Raw genomic sequence first — 23,850 nt, 5'->3', positions numbered from 1 at the left:
CTAACGATTGGGTCTTTTTTTGTTTTTATAAATAAGTAAATGAAAATAAATTTTGAGAATAGATGAAAGTTGTTATTGCTATAAAATAGACAATTAATTAAACAAAAAAGGCTTCAAACTTTATAGTCTGAAGCCTTTTTTAATACCTAAGTGTAATTATTATTCTTTTATAACACCTCTAGAAATTACAATTTTCTGTATTTCAGAAGTGCCTTCATATATCTGAGTAATCTTAGCATCACGCATCAAACGTTCAACATGATATTCTTTTACAAAACCATTACCACCGTGTATTTGTACAGCTTCAACAGTTTGTTCCATCGCCACTTTACTAGCATATAATTTTGCCATTGCACTAGACATATCATAGTTATTACCTTGGTCTTTATCCCACGCTGATTTCATTACCAACATACGAGCAGCTTCAATTTCTGTAGCCATGTCCGCTAATTTAAAAGCAATCGCTTGGTGGTTACAAATTTCAGTACCAAAAGCTTTACGCTCTTTAGAATATTTTAAAGCTAATTCATAAGCCCCAGAAGCAATACCTAATGCTTGAGCTGCAATGCCAATTCGTCCTCCAGATAGGGTTTTCATAGCAAACTTAAAACCAAAACCATCGTCACCAATTCTATTTTCTTTAGGTACTTTTACATCATTAAATTGTAGCGTATGTGTGTCGCTACCTCTAATACCTAACTTATCTTCTTTTGGTCCTATATCGAAACCAGGCATACCTTTTTCAACAATAAAAGCATTGATGCCTTTATGTCCTTTTTCTTTATCCGTTTGAGCAATCACTAAATAAATATCAGAACGCCCTCCGTTTGTAATCCAATTTTTTGTGCCATTAATAATATAATGGTCACCCATATCGATAGCTGTTGTTTTTTGTGAAGTAGCATCACTACCAGCTTCAGGTTCACTTAAACAAAATGCTCCAATACTCTCTCCGGTAGCTAACTTGGTTAAATACTTTTGCTTTTGTTCTTCAGTACCAAAAGCTTCAAGACCATAACAAACCAATGAATTATTTACAGAAACCATTACGGAAGCAGATGCATCAATTTTAGATAGTTCTTCCATAATAAGAACATAAGAAATAGCATCCATACCACTTCCACCATATTTTGGATCTACCATGATTCCCATAAACCCTAGCTCACCCATTTTACGAACTAATTCATCTGGAAATGTTTGAGCGTTATCACGTTCTATAACACCAGGTAGTAATTCTGTTTGTGCAAAATCGCGAGCGGCATCGCGTATCATTAAATGCTCTTCTGTTAAGCTAAAGTCCATAAAAAATAGTTTATTATTGATTTCCTAAAAATTCGTTGCAAAGATAACTGTTTGTTGTGTTATTTTCAATGGATAATAGTAATTTTACTTATATGTTAATAAATAACTATTGCGTTGTATCTGTAATGTCTGGAACTTCACTTGATGGTATAGACATTTTGTATTCAAAATTTTCATTTGATGGTAAATGGAATTTTAAAATTATTGATTTTGAAACCATATCTTATTCTTTAGAATGGAAGCAAAAACTAAAAACTTTAACACAGTTTTCTAAAACAGAATTAAATCAAATAGATAGTAAGTATTCCGAATATTTAGCAAACCAAGTTCTAGATTTTATAAATAGCAATAGTATTGAAAATATTGATTTTATTGCTTCTCACGGACATACAGCCCTTCATAACCCAGGCCAAGGTTATACTTATCAAATAGGAAATCGGCAAATTTTTGCTGATATTCTTAAGCAAAAAGTAATATGTGATTTTAGAGTTCAAGATGTAGGACTTGGTGGACAAGGCGCGCCTTTAGTGCCAATTGGAGACAAATTATTATTTGGTAACTACGATTTTTGTATTAACCTTGGCGGTTTTGCAAATATTTCATTTGAAAAAAATAAGCGGCGAATTGCTTTTGATATCTGTCCAGTAAACATAGTTTTAAACCATTATGTAAATCATTTAGGTTTCGATTATGATGATAAAGGTAAGATTGCTCAGTCAGGAACTATTAATTTTTCGCTTTTAGAGCAAATGAATGACTTATCGTTTTACAAGCAAAGCGCTCCAAAGTCGTTGGGTTTAGAGTGGGTTAAAGAAACTGTTTTTCCATTAATAGATAGCTTTAATCTTGAAACCAAGGATACATTGAAGACTATAGTAGAACATATAGCTGTTCAGATTACAAAGCATATAGATATAAAGCAAACAGAGATACTTATTACAGGTGGTGGTGCGTATAATTCATTTTTAATTGAAAGAATTGAAGCGCTTTCGAAATCTAAAATTATAATTCCTGATAATGAAATCGTAGAATATAAAGAAGCTTTAATATTTGGTCTTTTGGGGGTGTTGAAAGATAGAAATGAAGTCAATTGTCTTAAGAGTGTGACCGGTGCAAAAAAAGACCATTCTTCTGGAAAAATATTTAATCCTAAAATTAATGTATAATTTACATTATGCATTTAGAGTTTTTTATATTTGTTAATCAACTAAAACTAACTAATGTCTCTCATAAAAGATTTACTAAATACTTACGAAAATAAAGCACCCGAAATTGTATTTCATTGGAATGATGCCGAAACCGAAGCAGAAGGTTGGACAGTAATAAACTCACTTCGTGGTGGGGCAGCAGGAGGCGGGACAAGAATGCGTCAGGGTTTAGATAAGAACGAAGTTCTATCATTAGCAAAAACTATGGAGGTAAAGTTTACAGTTTCTGGACCAGCCATTGGTGGTGCAAAATCTGGAATTAATTTTAATCCACAGGATTCAAGGAAAAAAGGAGTTCTAGAACGTTGGTATGCAGCAGTATCACCATTACTTAAAAGTTATTATGGTACTGGTGGCGACCTTAATGTTGATGAAATTCATGAAGTAATCCCAATTACAGAAGAAAGCGGTGTTTGGCATCCTCAAGAAGGCGTTTTCGAAGGACATTTTAAGCCAACTGCTGCGGATAAAATCAATAGAATAGGCCAATTAAGACATGGCGTTATTAAGGTTATTGAAAACACCAATTATTCTCCAGACGTATCAAAAAAGTATACAGTAGCAGATATGATTACTGGTTTTGGTGTAGCTGAAGCTGCAAAGCATTTTTATGATATACATGGAGATAATATCAAAGGAAAGCGAGCAATTGTTCAAGGATTTGGTAATGTAGGAGCTGCAGCTGCTTTTTATCTGGCTCAGATGGGAGCAAAAATTGTTGGAATAATTGACCGTGTTGGTGGATTAATTAATGAAGAGGGCTTTTCTTTCGAAGAAGTACGAGAGATGTACTTGTCTAAGAATGGGAATACTTTAGGTAGTAGCAATCTTATTCCTTTTGACGAGATGAATGAACGTATTTGGTCGCTTCAAGCTGAAGTGTTTGCACCATGTGCTGCATCTCGATTGATTACTCAAAACCAAATAGATCAGCTGATTAATACAGGTTTAGAGGTTATCTCATGTGGTGCTAATGTGCCTTTTGCAGACAAAGAGATTTTCTTTGGGCCAATCATGGAACATACAGATAATAGAGTAAGTCTTATTCCAGATTTTATTTCAAATTGTGGAATGGCAAGAGTTTTTGCGTATTTTATGGAGCGTAAAGTACAAATGACAGATGATGCTATTTTTGATGACACATCTGAGGTTATTAAAAAAGCCCTACAAAATTTACATACAAAAAATAAAAATAAAACAGGAATTAGTGCAACTGCATTTGAGATAGCACTTAAACAATTAATATAATTTCTATGGAAACCATTATAGTATTAGTATTTGTGTTTGGTTATTTAGCCATCACTTTAGAGCATAGCATTAAAATCGATAAGCTTATTCCTGCATTGGTAATGATGGCCATTAGTTGGGCTTTAATATCCTTAGGAATTGATGCTTTTCCTCAATGGTTTGATTCTGCTAAACATACTTTAATGGATAATTTTGGGTTACTTCCGCATGAAGAAAAAATGCATCTAATGGAAGAAACCTTACTTCATCATTTAGGCAAAACAGCAGAGATATTGGTGTTTTTACTAGGGGCAATGACCATAGTAGAGATTATCGATTATTTTGATGGTTTTTCTACCATAAAAGCAGCTGTAAACTTCAAAAGTAGAAAGAAGTTATTATGGCTGTTTTCAATTCTTGCATTTGTATTATCTGCTATTATTGATAACTTAACCGCAACTATAGTCTTAATCTCTATACTTCAAAAAATTGTAAAAGATAGAAGTATTCGTATATGGTATGCAGGTTTAATAATCATTGCAGCAAATGCAGGTGGGGCATGGTCGCCAATTGGTGATGTTACAACCACAATGCTTTGGATTGGTAATAAGGTATCTACAGGAAAACTATTTTTATATTTATTTATTCCTTCAGTATTATGTATGGTGGTTCCCACATTGATTGCATCGTTTTTAAAACCGTTTAAAGGCGAATTAGAACTACAGGATGATGACGGAAAGGCAAGAAACAGATTTAGTTCTACAATGTTATTTTTAGGTTTAGGAGCTATAGTATCTGTGCCATTTTTTAAAGTAGTTACACATTTACCGCCATATGTAGGTATGATGTTAGCATTAGGAGTAGTTGCCATTTTTGCAGAGATATACACGAGTTCTCGTTTTACAATGTCTCAAGTTGGGCAAGGAGAAGCGATGGGACATGAACATCACAGTCCAGTCCATCGTTCATTATCTAGGATTGAAATGCCAAGTATATTATTCTTCTTAGGTATTTTAATGGCAGTTGCTGCCTTAGAATCCTTGGGTATTTTATTTGGTTTTGCTAATACATTACAGGATACAATGCCAATGTTAGGAACAGAAATGAACGGAACTGTTGTATCAGACTTAGTAGTTATACTTCTTGGAGTTGGTTCAGCGGTAATAGATAATGTGCCTTTAGTAGCAGCAAGTTTAGGAATGTTTACGGAGCCATTAGATGACACATTATGGCATTTTATAGCATATTCAGCAGGAACAGGTGGTAGCATGCTTATTATTGGTTCTGCTGCAGGAGTTGTAGCTATGGGTATGGAAAAAATAGACTTTTTCTGGTATCTTAAGAAGATAGCATGGTTAGCATTAGCTGGTTTTATAGCTGGCGCAGCTGCCTTCATGGTCACAAGAACTTTATTCTAAACACACGTTAATCATTTTTTTTACGTTATATACCAAATCATTTAAAACCAATAATCTACTATGTTAAACACTATTTTACAAGAGACAGACCCTTTAGTTGAAGGCGAATCAGTAGAAAAAACATTATCTATAATAGAATTAATTACAACAGGTGGTACAGCCGGAATTGTAATAATTACTATTCTAGCTATTTTATTTATTGCGGCAGTTTATATTTATTTTGAAAGAATTTTTGCTATTAAAGAAGCTTCAAAAGTTGATTCTAACTTTATGAATCAAATTAGAGATTATGTCAGCGATGGTAAAATTGATTCTGCTCAAAATTTATGCTCTCAAGCAAACTCTCCAGTATCACGATTAATTAGTAAAGGAATTTCTAGAATTGGAAAACCTTTGGATGATATCAATACAGCTATTGAAAACGCAGGCCGTTTAGAAATATACGGTTTAGAAAAAAACGTAAGCGTTTTAGCAACCATTTCTGGAGCAGCACCAATGATTGGATTCTTGGGAACTGTTATAGGGATGATTTTATCGATTTTCGAAATTGCTAATTCTGGAGGGTCAATAGATATCAAAACACTAGCCGACGGACTTTATACAGCTATGACGACAACAGTTGGTGGACTTATTGTAGGTATTATTGCTTACATAGCTTACAACCATTTGGTAGTAAAAACTAACAAGGTTGTTTATAAGATGGAAGCTAATTCACTTGAATTTTTAGACCTTTTAAACGAACCTATTTAGTATGAATTTACGCGGAAGAAATAAAGTAACACCAGAATTCAATATGTCTTCAATGACAGATATTGTATTCCTGTTACTGATATTTTTTATGATTGCGTCTACTTTAGTTTCTGCAGAAGCTATTGATTTATTGCTACCAAAATCGAGCAGTAAAACAACGCAAACAAAAAATGTATCAGTAAGTGTCAATAAAAAACTGCAATACTTTGTAGATTTAAAGCAAGTGCCTAAAAATCAATTAGAAGCAGCAGTGTTAGAAAAAGTTGGAAGTTCTGACTCGCCAACAATTACTATTAGGTCAGATCAAGATGTTGATTTAAAACATGTGGTCTTTATAATGGATATAGCCAATAGGAATAAAATAAAATCCACATTAGCTGTAAAGTCTAATTAGTGAATAACCCATTTTTACCATAACCAACAATGAAATACCTCAAAACAAAACACGAGCGTAATTCTGCTAAAATCACAACCTTAACAGTGCTTATTATAGCGTTGTTAATGTTTGTAGTTGGTGCGCCGTACAAAGAAATACCAGAGGAATATGGAGTAGCCATAAACTTTGGAGAGCCAAGTGTTGTTAATAACAAAATGGCTCCAGATAATCCTACAAAGTCAGAAGAAGTTGTTGAAGATGTTCAAGAGGAAGAAACTAATACTGAAGAACAAGTTGAAGAAGAACAAGAAGAACCAGTAGAAGAAGACACAGAAGAAGAGCCAAGTGAAGAGGAAAAAGCTGAAGAAGAAGCCGCAGAAAATGCAGCTGAGGAAGCAGCAAAAGAGAAGGCCGCAGAAGAGCTCTTAGCCCAACAAGAAGCAGAAGCATTAAAACTAGAAGCGGAAAAAGTCGCTAAAGAAAAAGCCGAAGCAGAAAAGGCTGCTGAAGAAAAGGCAAAAGCTGAACGTGAAGCCAAAGCCAAAGCTGATGCAGAAGCTAGAAAAGCCGCTAAAGCTAAAGCTGAAAGAGAGGCAAGAGAAGCTAAAGAGAGAGCAGATAAGGCCGCGGCAGCAAAAGCTGCTGCTGCAAAAGCAGAAGCGGATAGAAAAGCTGCTGCCGCTGCTGCCGAAGCAAAAAATAAAAACGGAGGTAGTGATGTTGTTGGATTTGCTCTAATTGAAGAAGCACCTATATATCCTGGATGCGAAGGCTTAGATAATGCAGCAAGGAAAAAATGTATGAGTCAAAAAGTGGCGCAGTTTGTAGGCGCGAATTTCGACCAAACTATAGCATCAGATTTAGGTTTTACTGGTAGTCAAAAAATTACGATTTATTTCAAAATAAGTAAAACTGGTCAGATTATTGATATAAGAGCTAGAGCAGCAGATCCGAAATTGGTAGCGGAAGCAGTGAGAGTCACTAAGATGTTACCCAAATTAAAACCGGGCATACAACAAGGAAAGCCAGTTATTGTACCTTTTTCTGCACCTATTAGGTTTGCAAAACAATAATATTTTAACTGCAATTTTCGTTATTGTATTATAATATTGTTCTTAGATGAAGTATTTAAAAACTAAACACGAAAAAAATTCTGCAAAGATAACAACGCTAATTCTCCTAATTTTAGTGTTACTCATTTTTGTTGTGGGACCTCAATATATGGATCCACCAGAAGAATATGGCGTTGCAGTTAATTTCGGAACCAATAACTTTGGTAGTGGTAATAAGCCATTAAGTAAGCCAAAGCAGGCAGATACTCCGAAAAAAATCGAAGAACAGAACGTAAAGCAAGAAGAGGTTAAACCTCAAAAGACAGTTGAGAAATCTGAAAAAGTTTTAACTCAAGAAACCGAAGAGGCTATTGCTATAAAAAAACAAAAACAAGCTGAAGCTAGAGCAAAAGCAGAAGCTGATAGAGTAGAACGTTTAAAACGTGAGGCAGAAGAGCGAAAAAAGAGAGAAGAAGCAGAAAAGAAAAAGAAACTAGATAACCTTATTGGTGGTGTAAAAAATTCTAAAGACAATGATAACGGAGGTGAAGGACCAGATAATTCGCCTGGTAATAAAGGTCAGTTAAACGGAAATCCTTATGCACCTAGTTATTTTGGGGGTACAGGTCCCGGAAAAGGTGGTGTTGGATTTGGTTTGGGAGGAAGAGGTAGACCAAGTAAAAAGATATTTAAACAAGATTGTAATGAATACGGCTTAGTTATTGTTCGTATTGAGGTTGATAAAAGCGGAAGAGTTACATCGGCTACACCAGGAGCAAAAGGCTCGACAAATACGCATCCTTGTTTATTAGCACCTGCAAAAAAAATAGCATTATCTCATAAGTGGCCAGCAGATGCTAACGCACCATCTAAACAAATAGGCTTTGTGAGTATCAATTTTGATGTTAGTCAATAAATGAACTATCAAGAGACAGTTGATTGGTTGTTTAACCAATTACCAATGTATCAATCTCAAGGTCAATCTGCATATAAAAAAGACCTTTCTAACACGATATTGTTAGCTAATTACCTTAAAAATCCAGAAAAAAAATTCAAATCTATCCATGTAGGAGGTACTAACGGTAAAGGCTCTTGTAGCCATATGCTAGCTTCAATTCTGCAAGAGGCAGGCTATAGGGTTGGTTTGTATACATCTCCACATTTAAAAGATTACCGAGAGCGTATTAAGATTAATGGCAAAGAGATTTCAAAACAATTTGTCATGGGATTTGTAAAAAAGCATAAATCATTTTTTGAAACAAATTCACTTTCTTTTTTTGAGATGACAGTTGGACTAGCTTTTGACTATTTTGCAAAAGAGAAGGTTGATGTCGCTGTAATTGAAGTTGGTCTAGGTGGGCGATTAGATTCTACAAATATTATTATGCCTGAACTATCTATTATAACAAATATTGGACTTGATCATGTTCAGTTTTTAGGCAATACATTACCAAAAATAGCTTCAGAAAAAGCAGGAATTATAAAACCTAATATACCAGTAGTTATTGGAGAGACTCACGCTGAAACAGAAACAGTATTTTTAGAAAAAGCAAATGAGATGAATTCCCTAATTTATTTCTCAGATCATATTATTCCTGAAGCATTAGAAAGTGATTTAAAAGGCGCTTATCAAAGTCACAATATAAAAACAGTAATGCAATCCACCGAGATTTTAAAAAATCAAGGTTTCAAAATAACTAAAGACCAATTACAATTGGGACTTTTGAATGTTGTGAAAAATACAGGCTTTATGGGTAGATGGCAAGTTTTATCTAGCAACCCTATGGTTGTATGCGATACTGCTCATAATAAAGAAGGCTTATCATATACAATGAATCAGCTAAAAAAAGAATGTAATGGTCAATTACACATTGTTTTTGGTGTTGTAAATGATAAGGATTTTGAAGCTTTAATTCCTTTGTTGCCTATACATGCTAAATATTATCTATGTAAGCCTAATGTACCTAGAGGTATGGATGCAGATGAATTGCAAGCCGTATTTAATAAAAAAGGATTTTTATCTGAAGCATACAATTCAGTATGTGAAGCTTTTTCAAAAGCTAAATTGTCTGCTAATCAAGAGGATTATATTTATGTTGGAGGTAGCACTTTTGTTGTTGCTGAAATATTATAATTTTTTTGTTGAAATTCTTTTGAGATTTTAAAAACTAGTCTATATTTGCAGTCCAATAATCGGGCGCGTAGCTCAGTTGGTTCAGAGCACTTGGTTTACACCCAAGGGGTCAGGGGTTCGAATCCCTTCGCGCCCACAGAAGTCTACAGAAATGTAGACTTTTTTGGTTTTATATATTTGGGTCATTAACTCAGTTGGTTCAGAGTGTTACCTTGACAGGGTAGAAGTCACTGGTTCGAATCCAGTATGACCCACTTTAAAAGTAGAAAATCCATATGTAAATATGGATTTTGCTTTTATAGAATGTCTAAAATACGTTCCAAGGCCATTCCTCTAGAGCCTTTTATTAAGATTGTAGAGTTTCTAATTGCTGTGGTTTTAAGTTCTATTTTTAAATCTTCAAAAGATGAGAATTTTTGAGTTGAAGATTTAGTTTTTGTTTTAGAAAAATTTTCACCGATGAAATATATATTATCTTCAAAATTATTTTCAGTAAAATCGACAATAGCTTGATGTTCCTCTTTAGCTGATATTCCAAGCTCAAACATATCGCCTAAGAAAAGATATTTTTTATCATCAGCTTCTAATTGTTTAAAGTTGTTGAGAGCGGCTAACATACTTGTGGGGTTTGCATTGTAGGCATCCAGAATAATCGTATTAGTTTTTATGTTAATTATTTCAGATCTATTATTATCTGGCTCGTATGCTTCTATAGCATTCTTGATTTTATCAGGTAAAACTTTAAAATATTGACCGATTGCTATTGCTACAGCTATGTTTCCATAGTTATAGTTTCCTATGAGCTTACTTTCAATAAAAAGATTATTATAAGAGACGTGCACAAAAGGATTGGCGCTTTTAAAATTGATTACACAGTCATTAGTATCAGTTGAGCCAAAAGTGGAGCATTTCGTATAATTTCCGATTTGCTCTATCTGTGTTTTGTCATCAGTATTTATAAAAGCAGTTTTGTTGTTTTCTTTTAAGTAGTTATAAAGTTCTGATTTTCCTTTTATGACGCCTTCGATACCTCCAAAGCCTTCTAGATGTGCTTTACCAAAATTGGTAATTAAACCAAAATCTGGTTCGGCAATAGAACACAGAAATTCTATTTCTTTCTGATGATTTGCACCCATTTCTACAATGCCAAAATCTAAGTCTTTAGTGAAACTTAAAAGTGTTAAAGGGACGCCTATATGATTGTTTAGATTTCCTTTTGTTGCTTTTACTTTATAGCAAGATGATAGTACCTTATATATTAGCTCTTTTGTAGTTGTTTTGCCATTACTTCCGGTTAGCGCAATAATAGGATATGTAATATGTTTTCTGTGGTAATTAGCTAATTGTTGCAATGCTATTAATACATCATCAACTAAAATGAAACTTTCTGATATATTTTTAAGTGTCGGGTTATCTATGACACAGAAACTGGCACCATTTTCTAAAGCAGTTTTGGCAAACTTATTACCATCAAAATTATCGCCTTTTAAAGCAAAATAAATATCATCTTTTTGTAATTTTCTTGTATCTGTGCATACAGATTTACAGCTTTTATATATATGATGTAATTCTTCTATTTTCATAGTTATAAAAATAAAAAAGTCCCAACATATTTGTTAGGACTTCTTATATAAATTTATGTCGTCTTTTTAGTTACGTTTCTTTTTGTTAGTTTTTGATTTAGAACCAACTCTAGAAACTGCACATCTAAAACCAATGTAGTCTGTTGCCATATCTTGCGGGAAGAATCTACGTTGAGCAGGGTCAATCCAGTAAGATCTGTCTTTCCAAGAGCCTCCTTTAATTACACGAGCTTCGTCATTAATTAATGATGTTCTTCTGTCAGATTTATCAAATTCTTTTAGCATTTTACCACCAGCAGAATCAGTTGCGATACTATGTTTTGGAGAATTATACATCTTGCGAGTATCAAATTTTCCGTCTTCACCATCTTCAAAATTGTCTCTATAGTATCTAGATGATTTTTGGTCACCATCTCTAAAGTTTCTGTTATCGCTTCTATCAAAGTTTGTGCGAAGATATGTTTCATCTTCATCTACTGGTACTGTTTCAATTTCACCAGGAAGATTTCTAGCAACAATTTTTCCATTACTCAAGGTGTCATAAACTGTTTCTTGAACAATTTTTACACTACCATCATCATTGATGGCATTTTTGTAGTATGTATTACCTCTGTAGTAATTAAAATCGTTAAACTCATCATCAACTATTGGTCTGTAAACATCAGCAACCCACTCTGCAACATTACCTGCCATATCGTAAATACCATAGTCGTTAGGTTCGTAGTACTTCACTTCTTGTGTGATATCTGCACCATCATCAGACCATCCTGCAATTCCACCATAATCACCTTTACTTTGCTTAAAGTTAGCTAACTGGTCACCACGCTTTGCACGTTTACCTGATCTTGTATACTGTCCATCCCAAGGATATTTTTTACGTCCTCTATAGATGTTATAGCTTCTTAACTCACTCATACCAAGAGCTGCATATTCCCACTCAACTTCTGTTGGTAGTCTATATTTTGGACCTATAAGTCCAGACTCTCGTTTTGCATATACATTAATAGTATCGCCTTTTGCATTTACTTGAACACGCTTTCTAGACTTTACAGGGTTAATAATAGAATCATTACCACCGTAAGTTTTCGTTGGTGCATTAATATATGTATCCGTATTGAATGTGCTATTAGCTTCAGCTTTATATTGAGAATCTCTCTCAAGATATCCAGCTTCTTGTAATGTCATTTCTGAAACTCTATCTGTTCTCCAACTCGCATACTCTACAGCTTGTATCCAACTTACACCAACTACTGGGTAATTGCCATATGCAGGATGACGTAAGTAGTTCTCTGTCATCATTTCATTATATCCTAGGCGATTTCTCCAAACTAATGTGTCTGGTAAAGCACCTCTATATATGTTTGCATAAGCAGGGTCATCTGGAGGGTAAACACTTTTTAAGTAGTCCAAATACATAAGATAATTAGCATTGGTAACCTCTGATTCATCCATGTAAAAAGATTGAACGTGTTGCTGAGAAGGACTATTGTTCCAATCATGCATAGGGTCATCTTGTACTTTACCCATGGTAAAAGTTCCACCTTCTACGAACACAGTTCCAGGAGGTGTCTCTTGCTCTTTAAATTTGGTGTTGTATTGAAAACCACCTTGTTTGTCATTAATAGCCCAACCAGTAGCGCTATCTACGTTACTATTGTTTGATGAGCGTTTACAACTAAAAGCAGTAACTACTAGGGCTGCAGCTGCTATTAATTTAAAATTCATGACGTTTTTCATAACTATAGATTAAGTAAGTTCTTTAAATTCGACGTGCAATATAGTAATTAAAGACGAACAAGCAACATTTTTTATCGATAAAGTGTAAAAAAATATGCATTTCATCCTGTTTTTTGTTCATTACAACGGATTTTTAATACTTTCAACCGTTGAATTCACTTATCAATAACGAGTGTCAAAATAAATTATTGTTGTACTTTTGAAATAAAAATTGCAACCTTATAATAAGGCATAAACTTGTGCGTTTATTTACCATGAAAAAGAGCTTTACTATTTTCTTTATACTATTGTGTTTTTTTTCGTTTGCTCAACAAAAGGAGTTTACGATTAATTGGAATGGTTATAGAACTTTAGAAGCAAGTTATGCAAAAATTGAAGTCCCTTCCTTTGATACAAATCATTTTAGTTACGATGTTGAGAATGGTCTTAACTATTTTACGGAATGGAATGAGAATGGATTTGTAGATGAAACTTCAATAACTCTTAGTAATACTGTTTATAGCCAGATTTCTAAATCTGAATTAAGGGATTTAGATCTTTCTACCATTAAGACAGAAGTAAAACCATTATTAGTTAATACAGAAGCCAGAGGTAAACGTTCTGTATATTTAGAAATTAACCCAATAATAAAAGAAGGCAATACGTTTAAGAAATTAACAAGTTTTGTTATTAACTATAACACAGGTATTTTAAATCGTTCAGCTAGTCAATCTTCTTTTTCGACTATAAGCAATTCAATTTTGGCATCTGGAGATTGGTATCGTTTTTATGTTGATACTACAGGAGTTTTTAGATTGTCAAAGAATTTTGTTAGCCAATTAGGTGTTAATGTAAATTCTATAGACCCGAGAAATTTAAAAATTTATGGCAATGGAGGTGAGATGTTACCTTACCTTAATTCTGCTGAACATGCTATTGATTTAACGGAAAATGCTATCCAATTTGTTGGAGAAGAAGATGGCCGTTTTGATAATCAAGATCATATTCTGTTTTATGCTAAAGGACCTCAAGGTTTTAATCAGGAACAGAATACGAATCTAAATTTATATACCGATAAAACCTATTACTATATAAATATTAGTGGAGGTAATGGTAAACGTATTTCTGAGTTAACACAAACAGATCAACCAGCAGATATTATTATAGATGCTTTTGAAGATTACGATTTTTATGAAGTTGATGAGTTTAATTTGGTTAAAGTTGGGCGGCGATGGTTCGGCGATAAATTTGATGTTGAGAATGAAAGAAATTATAATTTCAGCATACCTAATGTAGATACTTCTGTCCCGGTAAGAGTTACAGTAACCTTAGGTTCAGTTTCTGAGTTGCCGTCTACTATGACAATAACTATTAATGGAGCTAGTGCGACAACATTAAATCTACAACCTTTTAACCCTGATGCATTTACTTTTGCTACAGGCACTACTTTTAATAGTAATGTTTCAGTAACAGGTGAGGATTTAGAGATAAACCTCGAATACGATAATAATGGTAACCCTATAGCAGCAGCCTATTTAGATTATATTAATATTGAGGCTACAAGGCAATTATTATATGTAGATGAGCAGTTGTTTTTTAAGAATAGAAGTGTAACTACAAGTTTTGGAATAGTTCAATATAATATTGGTAATGCTACCCAAGTAGAACAAGTTTGGGATGTTACAGATATTTTTAATGTTCAGTCTTTTAATAATTCAGATGCATCTTCAGAGATTAACTTAAAAGCAACAGCAGGAGAACTAAGAAATTATGTGGCATTCTCGGGTTCTGATTTTTTAAATCCCAAGCGTGAAGCTAATAGTCAAGTTGCAAATCAAGATTTAAAAGGCACAATTTTTAATAATGATCAAGGACAGTTTCAAGATATTGATTATTTGTTGATGACACCTCAAATATTTTTATCTCAAGCACAAAGAGTCGCAGAGATTAATAAAAAAGAATATGATTTAAATGTAAAAGTGATTACACTTCAAACGATATACAACGAATTCAGTTCAGGAAATCAAGATATAGCAGCCATCCGAAATTTTATTAGATACGTTTATGATAATGCAAGTGCTCCAGAAAACAGAGTAAAGTATATAGGTTTGTTTGGAGATGCCTCTTATGATTATAAAGATAGACTTAATAACAATACCAATTTTGTGCCCTCGTGGTTTTCGCTAAATAGTTTTAGCTTAACTAATTCTCTTATTTCAGATGACTTTTATGGTATGATGGACGATAACGAGGGGACACTTACAAATTCTAATCGTCTAGACATTGCAGTTGGTAGAATGATAGCAGATAGCCCACAACGTGCAAAGGAAGTTGCAGATAAGATTGAAGCTTATTATGCACAAGAATCTTATGGTAGTTGGAGAAATAATATCTTACTAGTATCGGATGATGTAGACGAACCTTTTGAGATAGTACTTCAGCAAACAACTGATGATGTAGCCACAGATGTACAAGCTCAAAAACCATTTTTTAATTCTATTAAAATACATTCAGATGCTTTTCAGCAGCAATCTTCTTCTGGTGGGGATAGATATCCTGACGTAAACGATGCCTTTAGGAATGCTATAGATGTGGGTGTTTTAGTGGTTAATTATTTTGGACATGGTGGAGAGTTAGGTCTTGCTGATGAACGAATATTTGACATTAATGATTCTCAAGAGATTAACAATAATTGTAGATTTAATTGCTTTATTACTGTGACTTGTGACTATACTAAATATGATAATCCAGGTTTACAGACAGCAGGAGAATTTACATATTGGAATACTAAAGGTGGTGCAATAGCATTAATTACAACGACTCGCACAATATTTGTTGGTGTTGGTACCACTTATAACGAAATTTTAGAAGACTATTTGTTTGCTTATGGCTCTAATGATTACCCATCAATGGCCGAAGCTCTTAGACTAACTAAATTAGATCCAGCTATTGCTGGAAGTTCTCAGAATCGTTTAGTCCATTTTATAGGTGACCCAGCTATGAAACTGGCTGTACCAAGACCAAATATTAGATTAACACATATTAACGACACGCCTATTTCGCAAACTACAGATGTTTTAGAAGCTTTAGGTAAGGTTAAGATGTCAGGAGAAGTTGTTGATTTAGGTGGAAATGTATTGACTAATTACAACGGGGTGTTAACAGCAACAGTTTTTGATAAAGAAATACAAAGGCAAACACTAGCAAATGATAACACTTCTGATAATAATGGGATTATAATATTAGATTTTACAACATTAGGCGAAATAATTTTTAAAGGACAAGCTACAATTGAGAATGGTCAGTTCGACTTTAATTTTGTAGTGCCAAGAGATATTGGTATACCTATCGGTCCAGGAAAAGTTAGTTTTTATGCAAAACGAAATAATGTATTAGAAGATCAAAATGGATATAGTTTTGATATCCAAGTCGGTGGTATTAACGAAAATGCAGAAGAAGATAATATTGGACCATTGATTAATTTGTTCATGAATGACGAAAATTTTGTTTCAGGAGGCATAACTAATGAATCGCCCACATTGTTAGTCAAATTACAAGACGATAACGGAATTAATACAGCAAGTGGTATTGGTCATGATATTACTGCTATTTTAGATGGAGATGAAACCAATCCTTTTGTGCTAAATGATTATTATGAAGCTAGTTTAGATGACTATACAAACGGAACTGTAACCTTTGTATTTAGAGATTTAGAAGCAGGAATGCATACATTAACAGTGAAGGCTTGGGATGTTTATAATAATTCTTCAGTTTCTGAAATACAGTTTGAGGTTTTTAATAATAATGAACTACTCGTAATAGATAATGTACTTAATTATCCAAACCCATTTGTAGACTACACAGAGTTTTGGTTTAATCATAATAGTAGTGATGTTTTAGATGTCTCTGTACAGATATTTACAGTTTCAGGTAAATTGGTAAGAACATTAAATGGGCAAACTAATACCTCTAGTAAATCAACAAGCACTTTGTCTAGAGATATTGTTTGGGATGGTAGAGATGATTTTGGAGATAAAATCGGAAAAGGCGTTTATATATATAAACTAAAAGTAAAATCTCAACGTTTAAATAAGCAGATAGAAAAGATTCAAAAACTTGTAATACTGTAATATTAAATTATATTTGTTAACACTTTTAACTATTTAATATAGTAATAAGATAACTATTAAGAATGAAAAATACTTTAACTTTTATATTAGCATTTGCAATTGTAAATGTTTCATTTTCACAAGAAACTATAGTTTTTCCAGATCAGTCTTCAGTAATAACAACTGGTATACCTTTTATGTTAGTTGCTCCTGATGCACGTTCTGCTTCTTTAGGAGATATGGGTGTGGCTACATCTGTTGATGGATTTTCTCAACAATACAATCCTGCAAAATATGCATTTTCAGAAGCAAAATCTGGACTAGGTGTTAGTTTTACACCATATTTAACCAGATTAGTTAATGACATATCTATTAGTTATGCAACTTACTTTAATCGATTAAATGATTATAGTGCTGTATCTGCAAGTGTAAAGTATTTTAGTCTTGGAGAAATTGTTTTAACTCAAGATGCGACATCACCAGGTGTTGCAGTAAAGCCTAACGAGTATGCAGTGGATGTAGCGTATTCTTTAAAGTTAGCAGATCAATTTGCAATGGCTGTAGGTCTAAGATATTTTAGATCAGCATTACGTATTGGTCAAGTAGATCCTAATGCAAATGCGGGAAGTTCTTTCGGGGCAGATATTACTGGTTATTATCAAAGTGAAGAAGAAGCGTATAATGATTTTAATGGTCGTTGGAGATTAGGATTCGCTATCCAAAATTTAGGACCTAAGTTTAGTTATGATGATGGAGGGCAAGACGTATTCCAGCCAACTAATTTAAGACTTGGTGGAGGTTTTGATTTTATTTTTGATCAGAATAGTAAACTTGCAATAACCGCAGAGGTAGCAAAATTATTAGTGCCAACTCCACCACAATTAGGATATGTAGATACTGATGGAGACCAAGTGCAAGATAGTGATGAGCCAACAATAATAACAGCTGGTCAAGACAATGATGTAAGTTTCCTATCAGGTGTTTTTCAATCTTTCGGAGATGCTCCGGGTGGATTTAGCGAAGAGCTTAAGGAGTTTACTTACGCTTTAGGTGCAGAATATACTTATAACAATTCATTTGCTTTAAGAGCGGGATATTTTAATGAAGCTGAAGAAAAAGGGGCTCGTAAATTCTTTGCTTTAGGTGCTGGATTTAAATACACAACAATAAACTTAGATTTATCATATTTGTTCTCTGCATCTCGTGTACAGAGCCCATTAGAAAACACACTTCGCTTCTCACTAACATTTAATTTTGGTGATGGCGAGTATACAGAATATTAGTCGTAAATTTATATTCTGATTAATCAAAACTATTGTTGAAAGACAATAGTTTTTTTGTCTAAAAGAGTGTCACATGAAGGAAGTTAAAATTGAAACCACATTAGAAGTTTATGATTCCATGGCAGAACTTCCAAAGGATGTTCAACAATTAATGCAATCAGCAATAAAAGTTCGTGAAAATGCATATTCACCTTATTCAAAATTTAATGTAGGAGCAGCCATATTATTAGATAATGGAGAAATAGTTTCTGGAAGTAATCAAGAAAATGCTTCTTACCCATCCGGGCTATGTGCAGAACGCACGGCAATTTATTATGCAGGCGCAACTTATCCTAAATCAAAAATGCTAAAAATGGCATTGACAGCATCTTCTCAAAATCAGATGACTGACAAGCCAATTCCACCATGTGGTGCATGTAGACAAGCAATAGCTGAGTATGAGATTAAACAAAACCAACCAATTGAAATTTATTTTATGGGAGCCGAAGGTAAGATTGTAAAATCAGAATCTTTAGCAAATCTTTTACCTTTACTTTTCGAAAGCTCAGTACTGTAACGTTTTCGTTATATATTACTTAAAATATAGCGCAATTTTTACAGAATTGTGTTTCTTCGTTATAGCTTAAAATATTATTTTTGTTGTTCTGCTTTGTCATGTAGACAGTAGATTCATTTTATACATAAAAGATAGATGGAAAAAGTAACAAAGGAAGTTTACCTAAAGTGGTATGAAGACATGTTGTTTTGGCGAAAGTTTGAAGATAAACTTGCAGCCGTTTACATTCAGCAAAAAGTAAGAGGTTTTCTTCATTTATATAATGGACAAGAAGCTGTTCTAGCCGGAGCATTACATGCAATGGATTTAACTAAAGATAAAATGATAACGGCTTACCGTAACCACGTACAGCCAATTGGTATGGGTGTTGATCCAAGACGTGTTATGGCAGAGCTTTACGGAAAAGCAACCGGGACATCAAAAGGTCTTGGTGGTTCTATGCACATATTCTCTAAAGAACATCGTTTTTATGGAGGTCATGGTATTGTTGGAGGACAGATTCCTCTAGGCGCAGGTATTGCCTTTGGTGATAAGTATCATGATAAAGATGCTGTTACAATCTGTTGCTTTGGTGATGGTGCGGCACGTCAAGGTTCACTTCACGAAACATTCAATTTAGCGATGTTATGGAACTTGCCTGTAGTTTTTGTTTGTGAAAATAATGGATACGCTATGGGAACTTCAGTAGAGCGTACAGCTAATCACACAGATATCTGGAAGTTAGGTTTAGGCTATGAGATGCCTTCTGGACCTGTTGACGGAATGAATCCAATAAAAGTGGCCGAAGCTTTTGATGAAGCAATCTCAAGAGCTAGAAACGGAGGAGGGCCTTCTTTTCTAGAGGTTAAAACGTATCGTTATAGAGGACACTCTATGTCTGATGCTCAGCATTACAGAACTAAAGATGAGGTTGAAGAATATAAAAAAATTGACCCTATCAAACAGGTTAAGGACATTATTCTTGAAGAAAAATACGCAACAGAAGATGATATTAAAGTCATTGATAAGCGTGTTAAGGATTTGGTTGCAGAATGCGAGAAGTTTGCTGAAGATTCTCCATATCCAGATAAGAATGTCATGTACGACGCTGTATACGAGCAAGAAGATTATCCATTTATAGACCATAAAATCAAGTAAGCTATGGCAGAAGTAATTAATATGCCAAGGTTAAGCGATACCATGGAAGAAGGTACCGTTGCAACATGGCTAAAACAAGTTGGAGACAAAGTAGAAGAAGGTGATATTTTAGCTGAGATTGAAACAGATAAAGCTACTATGGAGTTTGAATCTTTCTACGAAGGAACCTTACTTCATATTGGCGTTCAAGAAGGTGAAACTACTGAAGTAGATAAACTTTTAGCAATCATAGGAGAAGAAGGAGAAGATATTTCAGATTTGCTAAATGGAAATACTTCTGAAGTCATTTCGAACGATAGTGAGAGTGAAGAAAAAGCTTCGAACGATTCTGTAGAAGTGCCTGAAGGCGTTATCGTAGTAACCATGCCACGTTTAAGTGACACTATGGAAGAAGGTACTGTAGCATCTTGGTTAAAAAATGTAGGCGATGAAGTAGAAGAGGGTGATATTTTAGCTGAAATAGAAACAGATAAAGCCACAATGGAATTTGAGTCTTTCAATTCAGGTACATTATTACATGTTGGTTTACAAGAAGGTGATTCTGCAAAGGTAGATGCTTTATTAGCTGTGATTGGACCTGCAGGCACAGATGTTTCAGGTGTTGTTAAAAATTTCAAAGTCAATGCTCCAGCAAAAGAAGAAGCTCCAAAAGCTGAAAAGAAAGTTGAAGCACTAAAAGCTGAGACTAAAAAAGAAGTTGTTGCCGCAAACACAGTTAATACATCTTCAAACGAACGTGTATTTGCTTCGCCATTGGCTAAAAAAATGGCAGAAGAAAAGGGTATTAATCTAAGTCAAGTAAATGGTTCTGGAGAAAATGGTAGAATCGTAAAACGAGATATTGAGAACTTTACGCCTTCTACTGCTGCGACATCTTCAGCACCAGTTGCTAAATTTGTTGCCACAGGACAAGAAGACTTTGATGAGATTGCTAATAGCAACATGCGTAAAGCAATAGCTAAGAATTTAGCTAAATCTAAGTTTACAGCACCGCACTATTATTTAAACGTAGAGTTTGATATGGATAATGCCATTGCATTCCGTACGCAATACAACTCTATTCCGGATACAAAAATTTCATTTAATGATATGATTGTTAAGGCATGTGCCTTAGCATTGCGTCAGCATCCACAAGTTAATTCTCAGTGGTTTGATGATAGAATGCGTTTAAACAATCATGTTCACATTGGTGTGGCTGTTGCAGTACCTGATGGATTAGTTGTTCCTGTAGTGCGTTTTGCAAATGAACAGAGTTTACCTCAAATAGGAGCAGCTGTCAAAGATTATGCACGTAGAGCTAGAGACAAGAAATTAACGCTTGACGAAATGGAAGGCAGTACATTTACAATATCTAACTTAGGGATGTTTGGCATTGAGAGCTTCACATCTATTATCAATCAGCCTAATTCCGCAATTCTGTCAGTTGGTGCAATTGTTCAAAAACCAGTTGTTAAAGATGGTCATGTTGTTGCAGGAAACACAATGAAATTAACTTTAGCTTGTGATCACCGAACTGTAGATGGTGCTACTGGAGCGCAATTTCTTCAGACTTTAAAAGGATATATAGAAAACCCAATAACAATGCTAGTTTAAACTAGTAATTATATATAATAATATTAAAACCTGATTTGAATTTTTTTCGAGTCAGGTTTTTTATCTTTAATGCTTAAATCATTTATTATGAAAAAATATAGTGCGCTACTGGTAATCTTATGTGTAATTATCACGTCATGTGTTTTTAAAACTAAAGCAAAGAATGGAGCTAATGGTAAATCAGGAGATGAAGTTGCTAAAGCAGAAAAAATAGAAATCAAAGCTATTGATGTTCAGAAAAGTATGGAATATTTAGCATCTGATGAGTTAGAAGGAAGGGTAACAGGAAGTAAAGGAATAGAAAAAGCTGCAGTTTTTATAGAGAATTACTTCAAGAAAAATAATATTAAACCTTATTTTGAAACCTATAGAGATACATTCAAGCTTGGCGAACTTACAGGTTATAATGTGGTAGGCATGATTGAAGGCAATGACCCAGAACTAAAAAATGAGTTTGTTATTCTCGGAGGCCATTATGATCATATAGGTAAAGGTAAAGAAGTTAATGGTGATAGTATTGCTAACGGTGCTAATGATGATGCCTCAGGAACCATTGCGGCAATGGAGTTTGGTAGATATTTTTCAAAATCTAAGACTAATAAACGTAGCATCTTGATTACGTTGTATTCGGCCGAAGAAATGGGATTAAAAGGCTCAGCACATTTAGCAAAACGATTAAAAGAACAAGGTTTAGATGCCTATACAATGATAAATTTTGAAATGATTGGAATACCTAGAGCAGAAGATAAATCTATGGCATATATGAGTGGTTATAATCGTTCTAACTTTGCCACAACTTTAAATAAGTATGCAGGTGAAGAGGTAGTTGGATTCTTTCCAAAGGCTAAGGAGTTTCAATTGTTTTTTAGATCTGATAATTTTCCTTTTTTTAAGGAGTTAAATATGCCAGCACATGCTATTTCTACATTTGATTTTACAAATTTTGAATATTATCATCATGTAGATGATGAAGCTGATAAAATGGACTATAATCACATGGCTAGTTTTATTAATAAAATGATTCCAGCATTAGAAGGTATGATGAACGCTACAACCAAAGAAGTAGTCTTAAGCGATGAGTAAGCACATAATTATCACAGGCACAAGCCGAGGTATTGGCTTTGAGCTGGTACAACTTTTTTCAAAGCAAGGTCATAAGGTCTTGGCATTATCTAGGAATAATAAGCCTGTAGCTAATTTAAGTTTAAAAAATGTTGCATCTTTTTCTTTGGATTTGTCTAATGAAGACGATTATAAAAAAGTAGAAACTTTTATCGGTAACGAATGGCAACATGTTGATGTTTTAATCAATAATGCTGGTACACTACTTAATAAGCCTTTTGCTGAGACTACCATTTCAGATTTTACTAAAGTGTATCAAACAAATGTTTTTGGTGTTTCAGAAATGACCCGAGTCGTTTTGCCTTACATGAAAAATGATGGTCATGTAGTTACTATTAGCTCTATGGGAGGCATCCAAGGTAGTATGAAATTTCCAGGGCTAGCAGCATATAGTTCTAGTAAAGGTGCTGTAATTACCTTAAATGAGTTGCTGGCTGAAGAGTATAAAGAAACTGGACCGCAATTTAATGTATTAGCTTTAGGTGCTGTACAAACTGAAATGTTAGAAGAAGCATTTCCAGGCTATAAAGCACCAACAACAGCATTAGAAATGGCAGAATATGTTTTCAATTTTTCTTTAAACGGAAACAAATATTACAACGGAAAAACCCTCCAAGTATCTAATTCTACACCATAAATGTCAAAATACAAGTGTATTATTTTTGATTGTGATGGTGTTCTCGTAGATAGTGAGTCAATTGGCAATCAAATATTGGTCGATATGGCTAATGAGTTAGGAGCTAATATTAATTTGGATTATGGATTTGAACATTTTAAAGGGAACGCATTAAGTGTTGTCGCTAATCATGTTTCTAAATTAATTAATAAACCACTTCCAAATAATTTTATAGAAGAATATAGAAGACGTTCTTACCAAGCTTTTAAAGAAAATATAAGCCCTGTAGAAAATATAGAGCATGTTTTGCAAAATTTAAGAATTCCGTTTTGTGTGGCTTCAAGTGGACCGGAAGAAAAAATTAGACTTAATTTAAGTCTTACAGGACTATTATCTTATTTTGAAGATAAAATATTTAGTTGCTACACGATTCAAAAATGGAAACCAGAGCCAGATATTTTTTTATTGGCTGCAAAAACAATGAATTTTTTGCCAAAAGAATGTTTGGTTATTGAAGATAGCATCACAGGAGTTGAAGCAGCAAAAAAAGGTGGCTTTACAGTATTTGCTTACACGGCTCATGACTATAATGACGAATTGTCTAAAATAGCCGATAAGACGTTTGTTAACATGTTAAATCTACCTTGTTTATTAACAGAAAATTAAGA

At 33.9% G+C, this 23,850-nt stretch carries 19 protein-coding genes and 2 tRNA genes; 18 read left to right on the top strand and 3 right to left on the bottom strand.

Going from position 1 to position 23,850, the window contains the following annotated elements; genetic code table 11:
- Window positions 1-159 precede the first annotated feature (159 nt).
- Window positions 160-1,302, bottom strand: coding sequence for an acyl-CoA dehydrogenase (locus Q0770_RS06880; RefSeq protein ID WP_299115346.1), 1,143 nt, complete (start codon window positions 1,300-1,302; stop codon window positions 160-162).
- A 92-nt stretch (window positions 1,303-1,394) separates the two neighbouring features.
- Here Q0770_RS06880 and Q0770_RS06875 point away from each other — a divergent pair, with 92 nt between their 5' ends.
- The 10 genes from Q0770_RS06875 to Q0770_RS06830 all read left to right on the top strand — a co-directional run bounded on the left by Q0770_RS06875 (window position 1,395) and on the right by Q0770_RS06830 (window position 9,721).
- Window positions 1,395-2,468 carry an anhydro-N-acetylmuramic acid kinase gene (locus tag Q0770_RS06875; RefSeq protein ID WP_299115344.1) on the top strand — a complete coding sequence of 358 codons (1,074 nt, stop codon included), beginning with the start codon at window positions 1,395-1,397 and terminating at the stop codon, window positions 2,466-2,468.
- 63 nt (window positions 2,469-2,531) lie between these two features.
- Entirely contained in the window at window positions 2,532-3,758 is a 1,227-nt protein-coding gene (locus tag Q0770_RS06870; RefSeq protein WP_299115363.1) for a Glu/Leu/Phe/Val dehydrogenase dimerization domain-containing protein, read from the top strand.
- A 5-nt stretch (window positions 3,759-3,763) separates the two neighbouring features.
- Entirely contained in the window at window positions 3,764-5,155 is a 1,392-nt protein-coding gene (nhaD, locus tag Q0770_RS06865; RefSeq protein WP_299115342.1) for a sodium:proton antiporter NhaD, read from the top strand.
- Between the two features lie 60 nt (window positions 5,156-5,215).
- On the top strand, window positions 5,216-5,905 hold the full coding sequence (locus Q0770_RS06860) for a MotA/TolQ/ExbB proton channel family protein (RefSeq protein ID WP_188375260.1): 690 nt from the start codon (window positions 5,216-5,218) through the stop codon (window positions 5,903-5,905).
- Between the two features lies 1 nt (window position 5,906).
- Complete coding sequence (locus tag Q0770_RS06855; protein WP_299115340.1) at window positions 5,907-6,299, top strand: biopolymer transporter ExbD; 393 nt, start codon at window positions 5,907-5,909, stop codon at window positions 6,297-6,299.
- A 29-nt stretch (window positions 6,300-6,328) separates the two neighbouring features.
- Window positions 6,329-7,354, top strand: coding sequence for a cell envelope integrity protein TolA (gene tolA / locus Q0770_RS06850; protein ID WP_299115338.1), 1,026 nt, complete (start codon window positions 6,329-6,331; stop codon window positions 7,352-7,354).
- A 46-nt stretch (window positions 7,355-7,400) separates the two neighbouring features.
- Window positions 7,401-8,249 carry an energy transducer TonB gene (locus Q0770_RS06845; protein ID WP_299115337.1) on the top strand — a complete coding sequence of 283 codons (849 nt, stop codon included), beginning with the start codon at window positions 7,401-7,403 and terminating at the stop codon, window positions 8,247-8,249.
- Complete coding sequence (locus Q0770_RS06840) at window positions 8,250-9,467, top strand: folylpolyglutamate synthase/dihydrofolate synthase family protein (RefSeq protein WP_299115336.1); 1,218 nt, start codon at window positions 8,250-8,252, stop codon at window positions 9,465-9,467.
- Window positions 9,468-9,528: 61 nt separating this feature from the next.
- A tRNA-Val gene (locus tag Q0770_RS06835) sits at window positions 9,529-9,603 on the top strand.
- Window positions 9,604-9,646: 43 nt separating this feature from the next.
- Window positions 9,647-9,721, top strand: a tRNA-Val gene (locus Q0770_RS06830).
- Between the two features lie 42 nt (window positions 9,722-9,763).
- Here Q0770_RS06830 and murF read toward each other — a convergent pair.
- A complete protein-coding gene (gene murF, locus Q0770_RS06825) occupies window positions 9,764-11,050 on the bottom strand; it encodes a UDP-N-acetylmuramoyl-tripeptide--D-alanyl-D-alanine ligase (protein ID WP_299115334.1) in 1,287 nt (428 codons plus the stop codon).
- A gap of 66 nt (window positions 11,051-11,116) precedes the next feature.
- Window positions 11,117-12,787 carry a gliding motility lipoprotein GldJ gene (gldJ, locus tag Q0770_RS06820; RefSeq protein WP_299115333.1) on the bottom strand — a complete coding sequence of 557 codons (1,671 nt, stop codon included), beginning with the start codon at window positions 12,785-12,787 and terminating at the stop codon, window positions 11,117-11,119.
- Window positions 12,788-13,041: 254 nt separating this feature from the next.
- On the opposite strand from gldJ, the gene porU reads away from it, so the two are divergent.
- The 8 genes from porU to Q0770_RS06780 all read left to right on the top strand — a co-directional run bounded on the left by porU (window position 13,042) and on the right by Q0770_RS06780 (window position 23,848).
- Window positions 13,042-16,896, top strand: a complete 3,855-nt coding sequence (gene porU, locus Q0770_RS06815; protein WP_299115332.1) for a type IX secretion system sortase PorU — start codon at window positions 13,042-13,044, stop codon at window positions 16,894-16,896.
- 62 nt (window positions 16,897-16,958) lie between these two features.
- Complete coding sequence (porV, locus tag Q0770_RS06810) at window positions 16,959-18,158, top strand: type IX secretion system outer membrane channel protein PorV (RefSeq protein WP_299115331.1); 1,200 nt, start codon at window positions 16,959-16,961, stop codon at window positions 18,156-18,158.
- Window positions 18,159-18,231: 73 nt separating this feature from the next.
- Complete coding sequence (gene cdd, locus Q0770_RS06805; protein ID WP_299115330.1) at window positions 18,232-18,714, top strand: cytidine deaminase; 483 nt, start codon at window positions 18,232-18,234, stop codon at window positions 18,712-18,714.
- A 135-nt stretch (window positions 18,715-18,849) separates the two neighbouring features.
- Entirely contained in the window at window positions 18,850-19,851 is a 1,002-nt protein-coding gene (gene pdhA / locus Q0770_RS06800; protein ID WP_299115328.1) for a pyruvate dehydrogenase (acetyl-transferring) E1 component subunit alpha, read from the top strand.
- Window positions 19,852-19,854: 3 nt separating this feature from the next.
- On the top strand, window positions 19,855-21,444 hold the full coding sequence (locus Q0770_RS06795) for a pyruvate dehydrogenase complex dihydrolipoamide acetyltransferase (RefSeq protein ID WP_299115326.1): 1,590 nt from the start codon (window positions 19,855-19,857) through the stop codon (window positions 21,442-21,444).
- An 87-nt stretch (window positions 21,445-21,531) separates the two neighbouring features.
- Window positions 21,532-22,527, top strand: a complete 996-nt coding sequence (locus Q0770_RS06790; RefSeq protein ID WP_299115324.1) for a M20/M25/M40 family metallo-hydrolase — start codon at window positions 21,532-21,534, stop codon at window positions 22,525-22,527.
- Window positions 22,520-23,203, top strand: coding sequence for an SDR family oxidoreductase (locus tag Q0770_RS06785; RefSeq protein ID WP_299115323.1), 684 nt, complete (start codon window positions 22,520-22,522; stop codon window positions 23,201-23,203). Before Q0770_RS06790 ends, Q0770_RS06785 begins: the two co-directional genes overlap by 8 nt.
- Window positions 23,204-23,848: an HAD family phosphatase gene (locus Q0770_RS06780; RefSeq protein ID WP_299115321.1), complete on the top strand. Its 645-nt coding sequence runs from the start codon at window positions 23,204-23,206 to the stop codon at window positions 23,846-23,848.
- Window positions 23,849-23,850 lie beyond the last annotated feature (2 nt).

The sequence above is a fragment of the uncultured Winogradskyella sp. genome, from assembly GCF_947501905.1.
In the GTDB taxonomy this organism is placed as follows: Bacteria; Bacteroidota; Bacteroidia; order Flavobacteriales; family Flavobacteriaceae; genus Winogradskyella.
The sequence above is the reverse complement of the archived record's forward strand: the minus strand, read 5'-3'. Positions and strand labels throughout refer to the sequence as shown.

Excerpts from the sequence above, each read along its gene's own strand:
- pdhA (WP_299115328.1), top strand. The coding sequence starts at position 18,850 with ATGGAAAAAGTAACAAAGGAAGTTTACCTAAAGTGGTATGAAGACATG.
- Q0770_RS06795 (WP_299115326.1), top strand. The coding sequence starts at position 19,855 with ATGGCAGAAGTAATTAATATGCCAAGGTTAAGCGATACCATGGAAGAA.
- cdd (WP_299115330.1), top strand. The coding sequence starts at position 18,232 with ATGAAGGAAGTTAAAATTGAAACCACATTAGAAGTTTATGATTCCATG.
- Q0770_RS06780 (WP_299115321.1), top strand. The coding sequence starts at position 23,204 with ATGTCAAAATACAAGTGTATTATTTTTGATTGTGATGGTGTTCTCGTA.
- porV (WP_299115331.1), top strand. The coding sequence starts at position 16,959 with ATGAAAAATACTTTAACTTTTATATTAGCATTTGCAATTGTAAATGTT.
- tolA (WP_299115338.1), top strand. The coding sequence starts at position 6,329 with ATGAAATACCTCAAAACAAAACACGAGCGTAATTCTGCTAAAATCACA.
- Q0770_RS06855 (WP_299115340.1), top strand. The coding sequence starts at position 5,907 with ATGAATTTACGCGGAAGAAATAAAGTAACACCAGAATTCAATATGTCT.
- Q0770_RS06875 (WP_299115344.1), top strand. The coding sequence starts at position 1,395 with ATGTTAATAAATAACTATTGCGTTGTATCTGTAATGTCTGGAACTTCA.
- murF (WP_299115334.1), bottom strand. The coding sequence starts at position 11,050 with ATGAAAATAGAAGAATTACATCATATATATAAAAGCTGTAAATCTGTA.
- gldJ (WP_299115333.1), bottom strand. The coding sequence starts at position 12,787 with ATGAAAAACGTCATGAATTTTAAATTAATAGCAGCTGCAGCCCTAGTA.
- Q0770_RS06790 (WP_299115324.1), top strand. The coding sequence starts at position 21,532 with ATGAAAAAATATAGTGCGCTACTGGTAATCTTATGTGTAATTATCACG.
- Q0770_RS06785 (WP_299115323.1), top strand. The coding sequence starts at position 22,520 with ATGAGTAAGCACATAATTATCACAGGCACAAGCCGAGGTATTGGCTTT.
- Q0770_RS06860 (WP_188375260.1), top strand. The coding sequence starts at position 5,216 with ATGTTAAACACTATTTTACAAGAGACAGACCCTTTAGTTGAAGGCGAA.
- Q0770_RS06845 (WP_299115337.1), top strand. The coding sequence starts at position 7,401 with ATGAAGTATTTAAAAACTAAACACGAAAAAAATTCTGCAAAGATAACA.
- nhaD (WP_299115342.1), top strand. The coding sequence starts at position 3,764 with ATGGAAACCATTATAGTATTAGTATTTGTGTTTGGTTATTTAGCCATC.
- Q0770_RS06840 (WP_299115336.1), top strand. The coding sequence starts at position 8,250 with ATGAACTATCAAGAGACAGTTGATTGGTTGTTTAACCAATTACCAATG.
- porU (WP_299115332.1), top strand. The coding sequence starts at position 13,042 with ATGAAAAAGAGCTTTACTATTTTCTTTATACTATTGTGTTTTTTTTCG.
- Q0770_RS06880 (WP_299115346.1), bottom strand. The coding sequence starts at position 1,302 with ATGGACTTTAGCTTAACAGAAGAGCATTTAATGATACGCGATGCCGCT.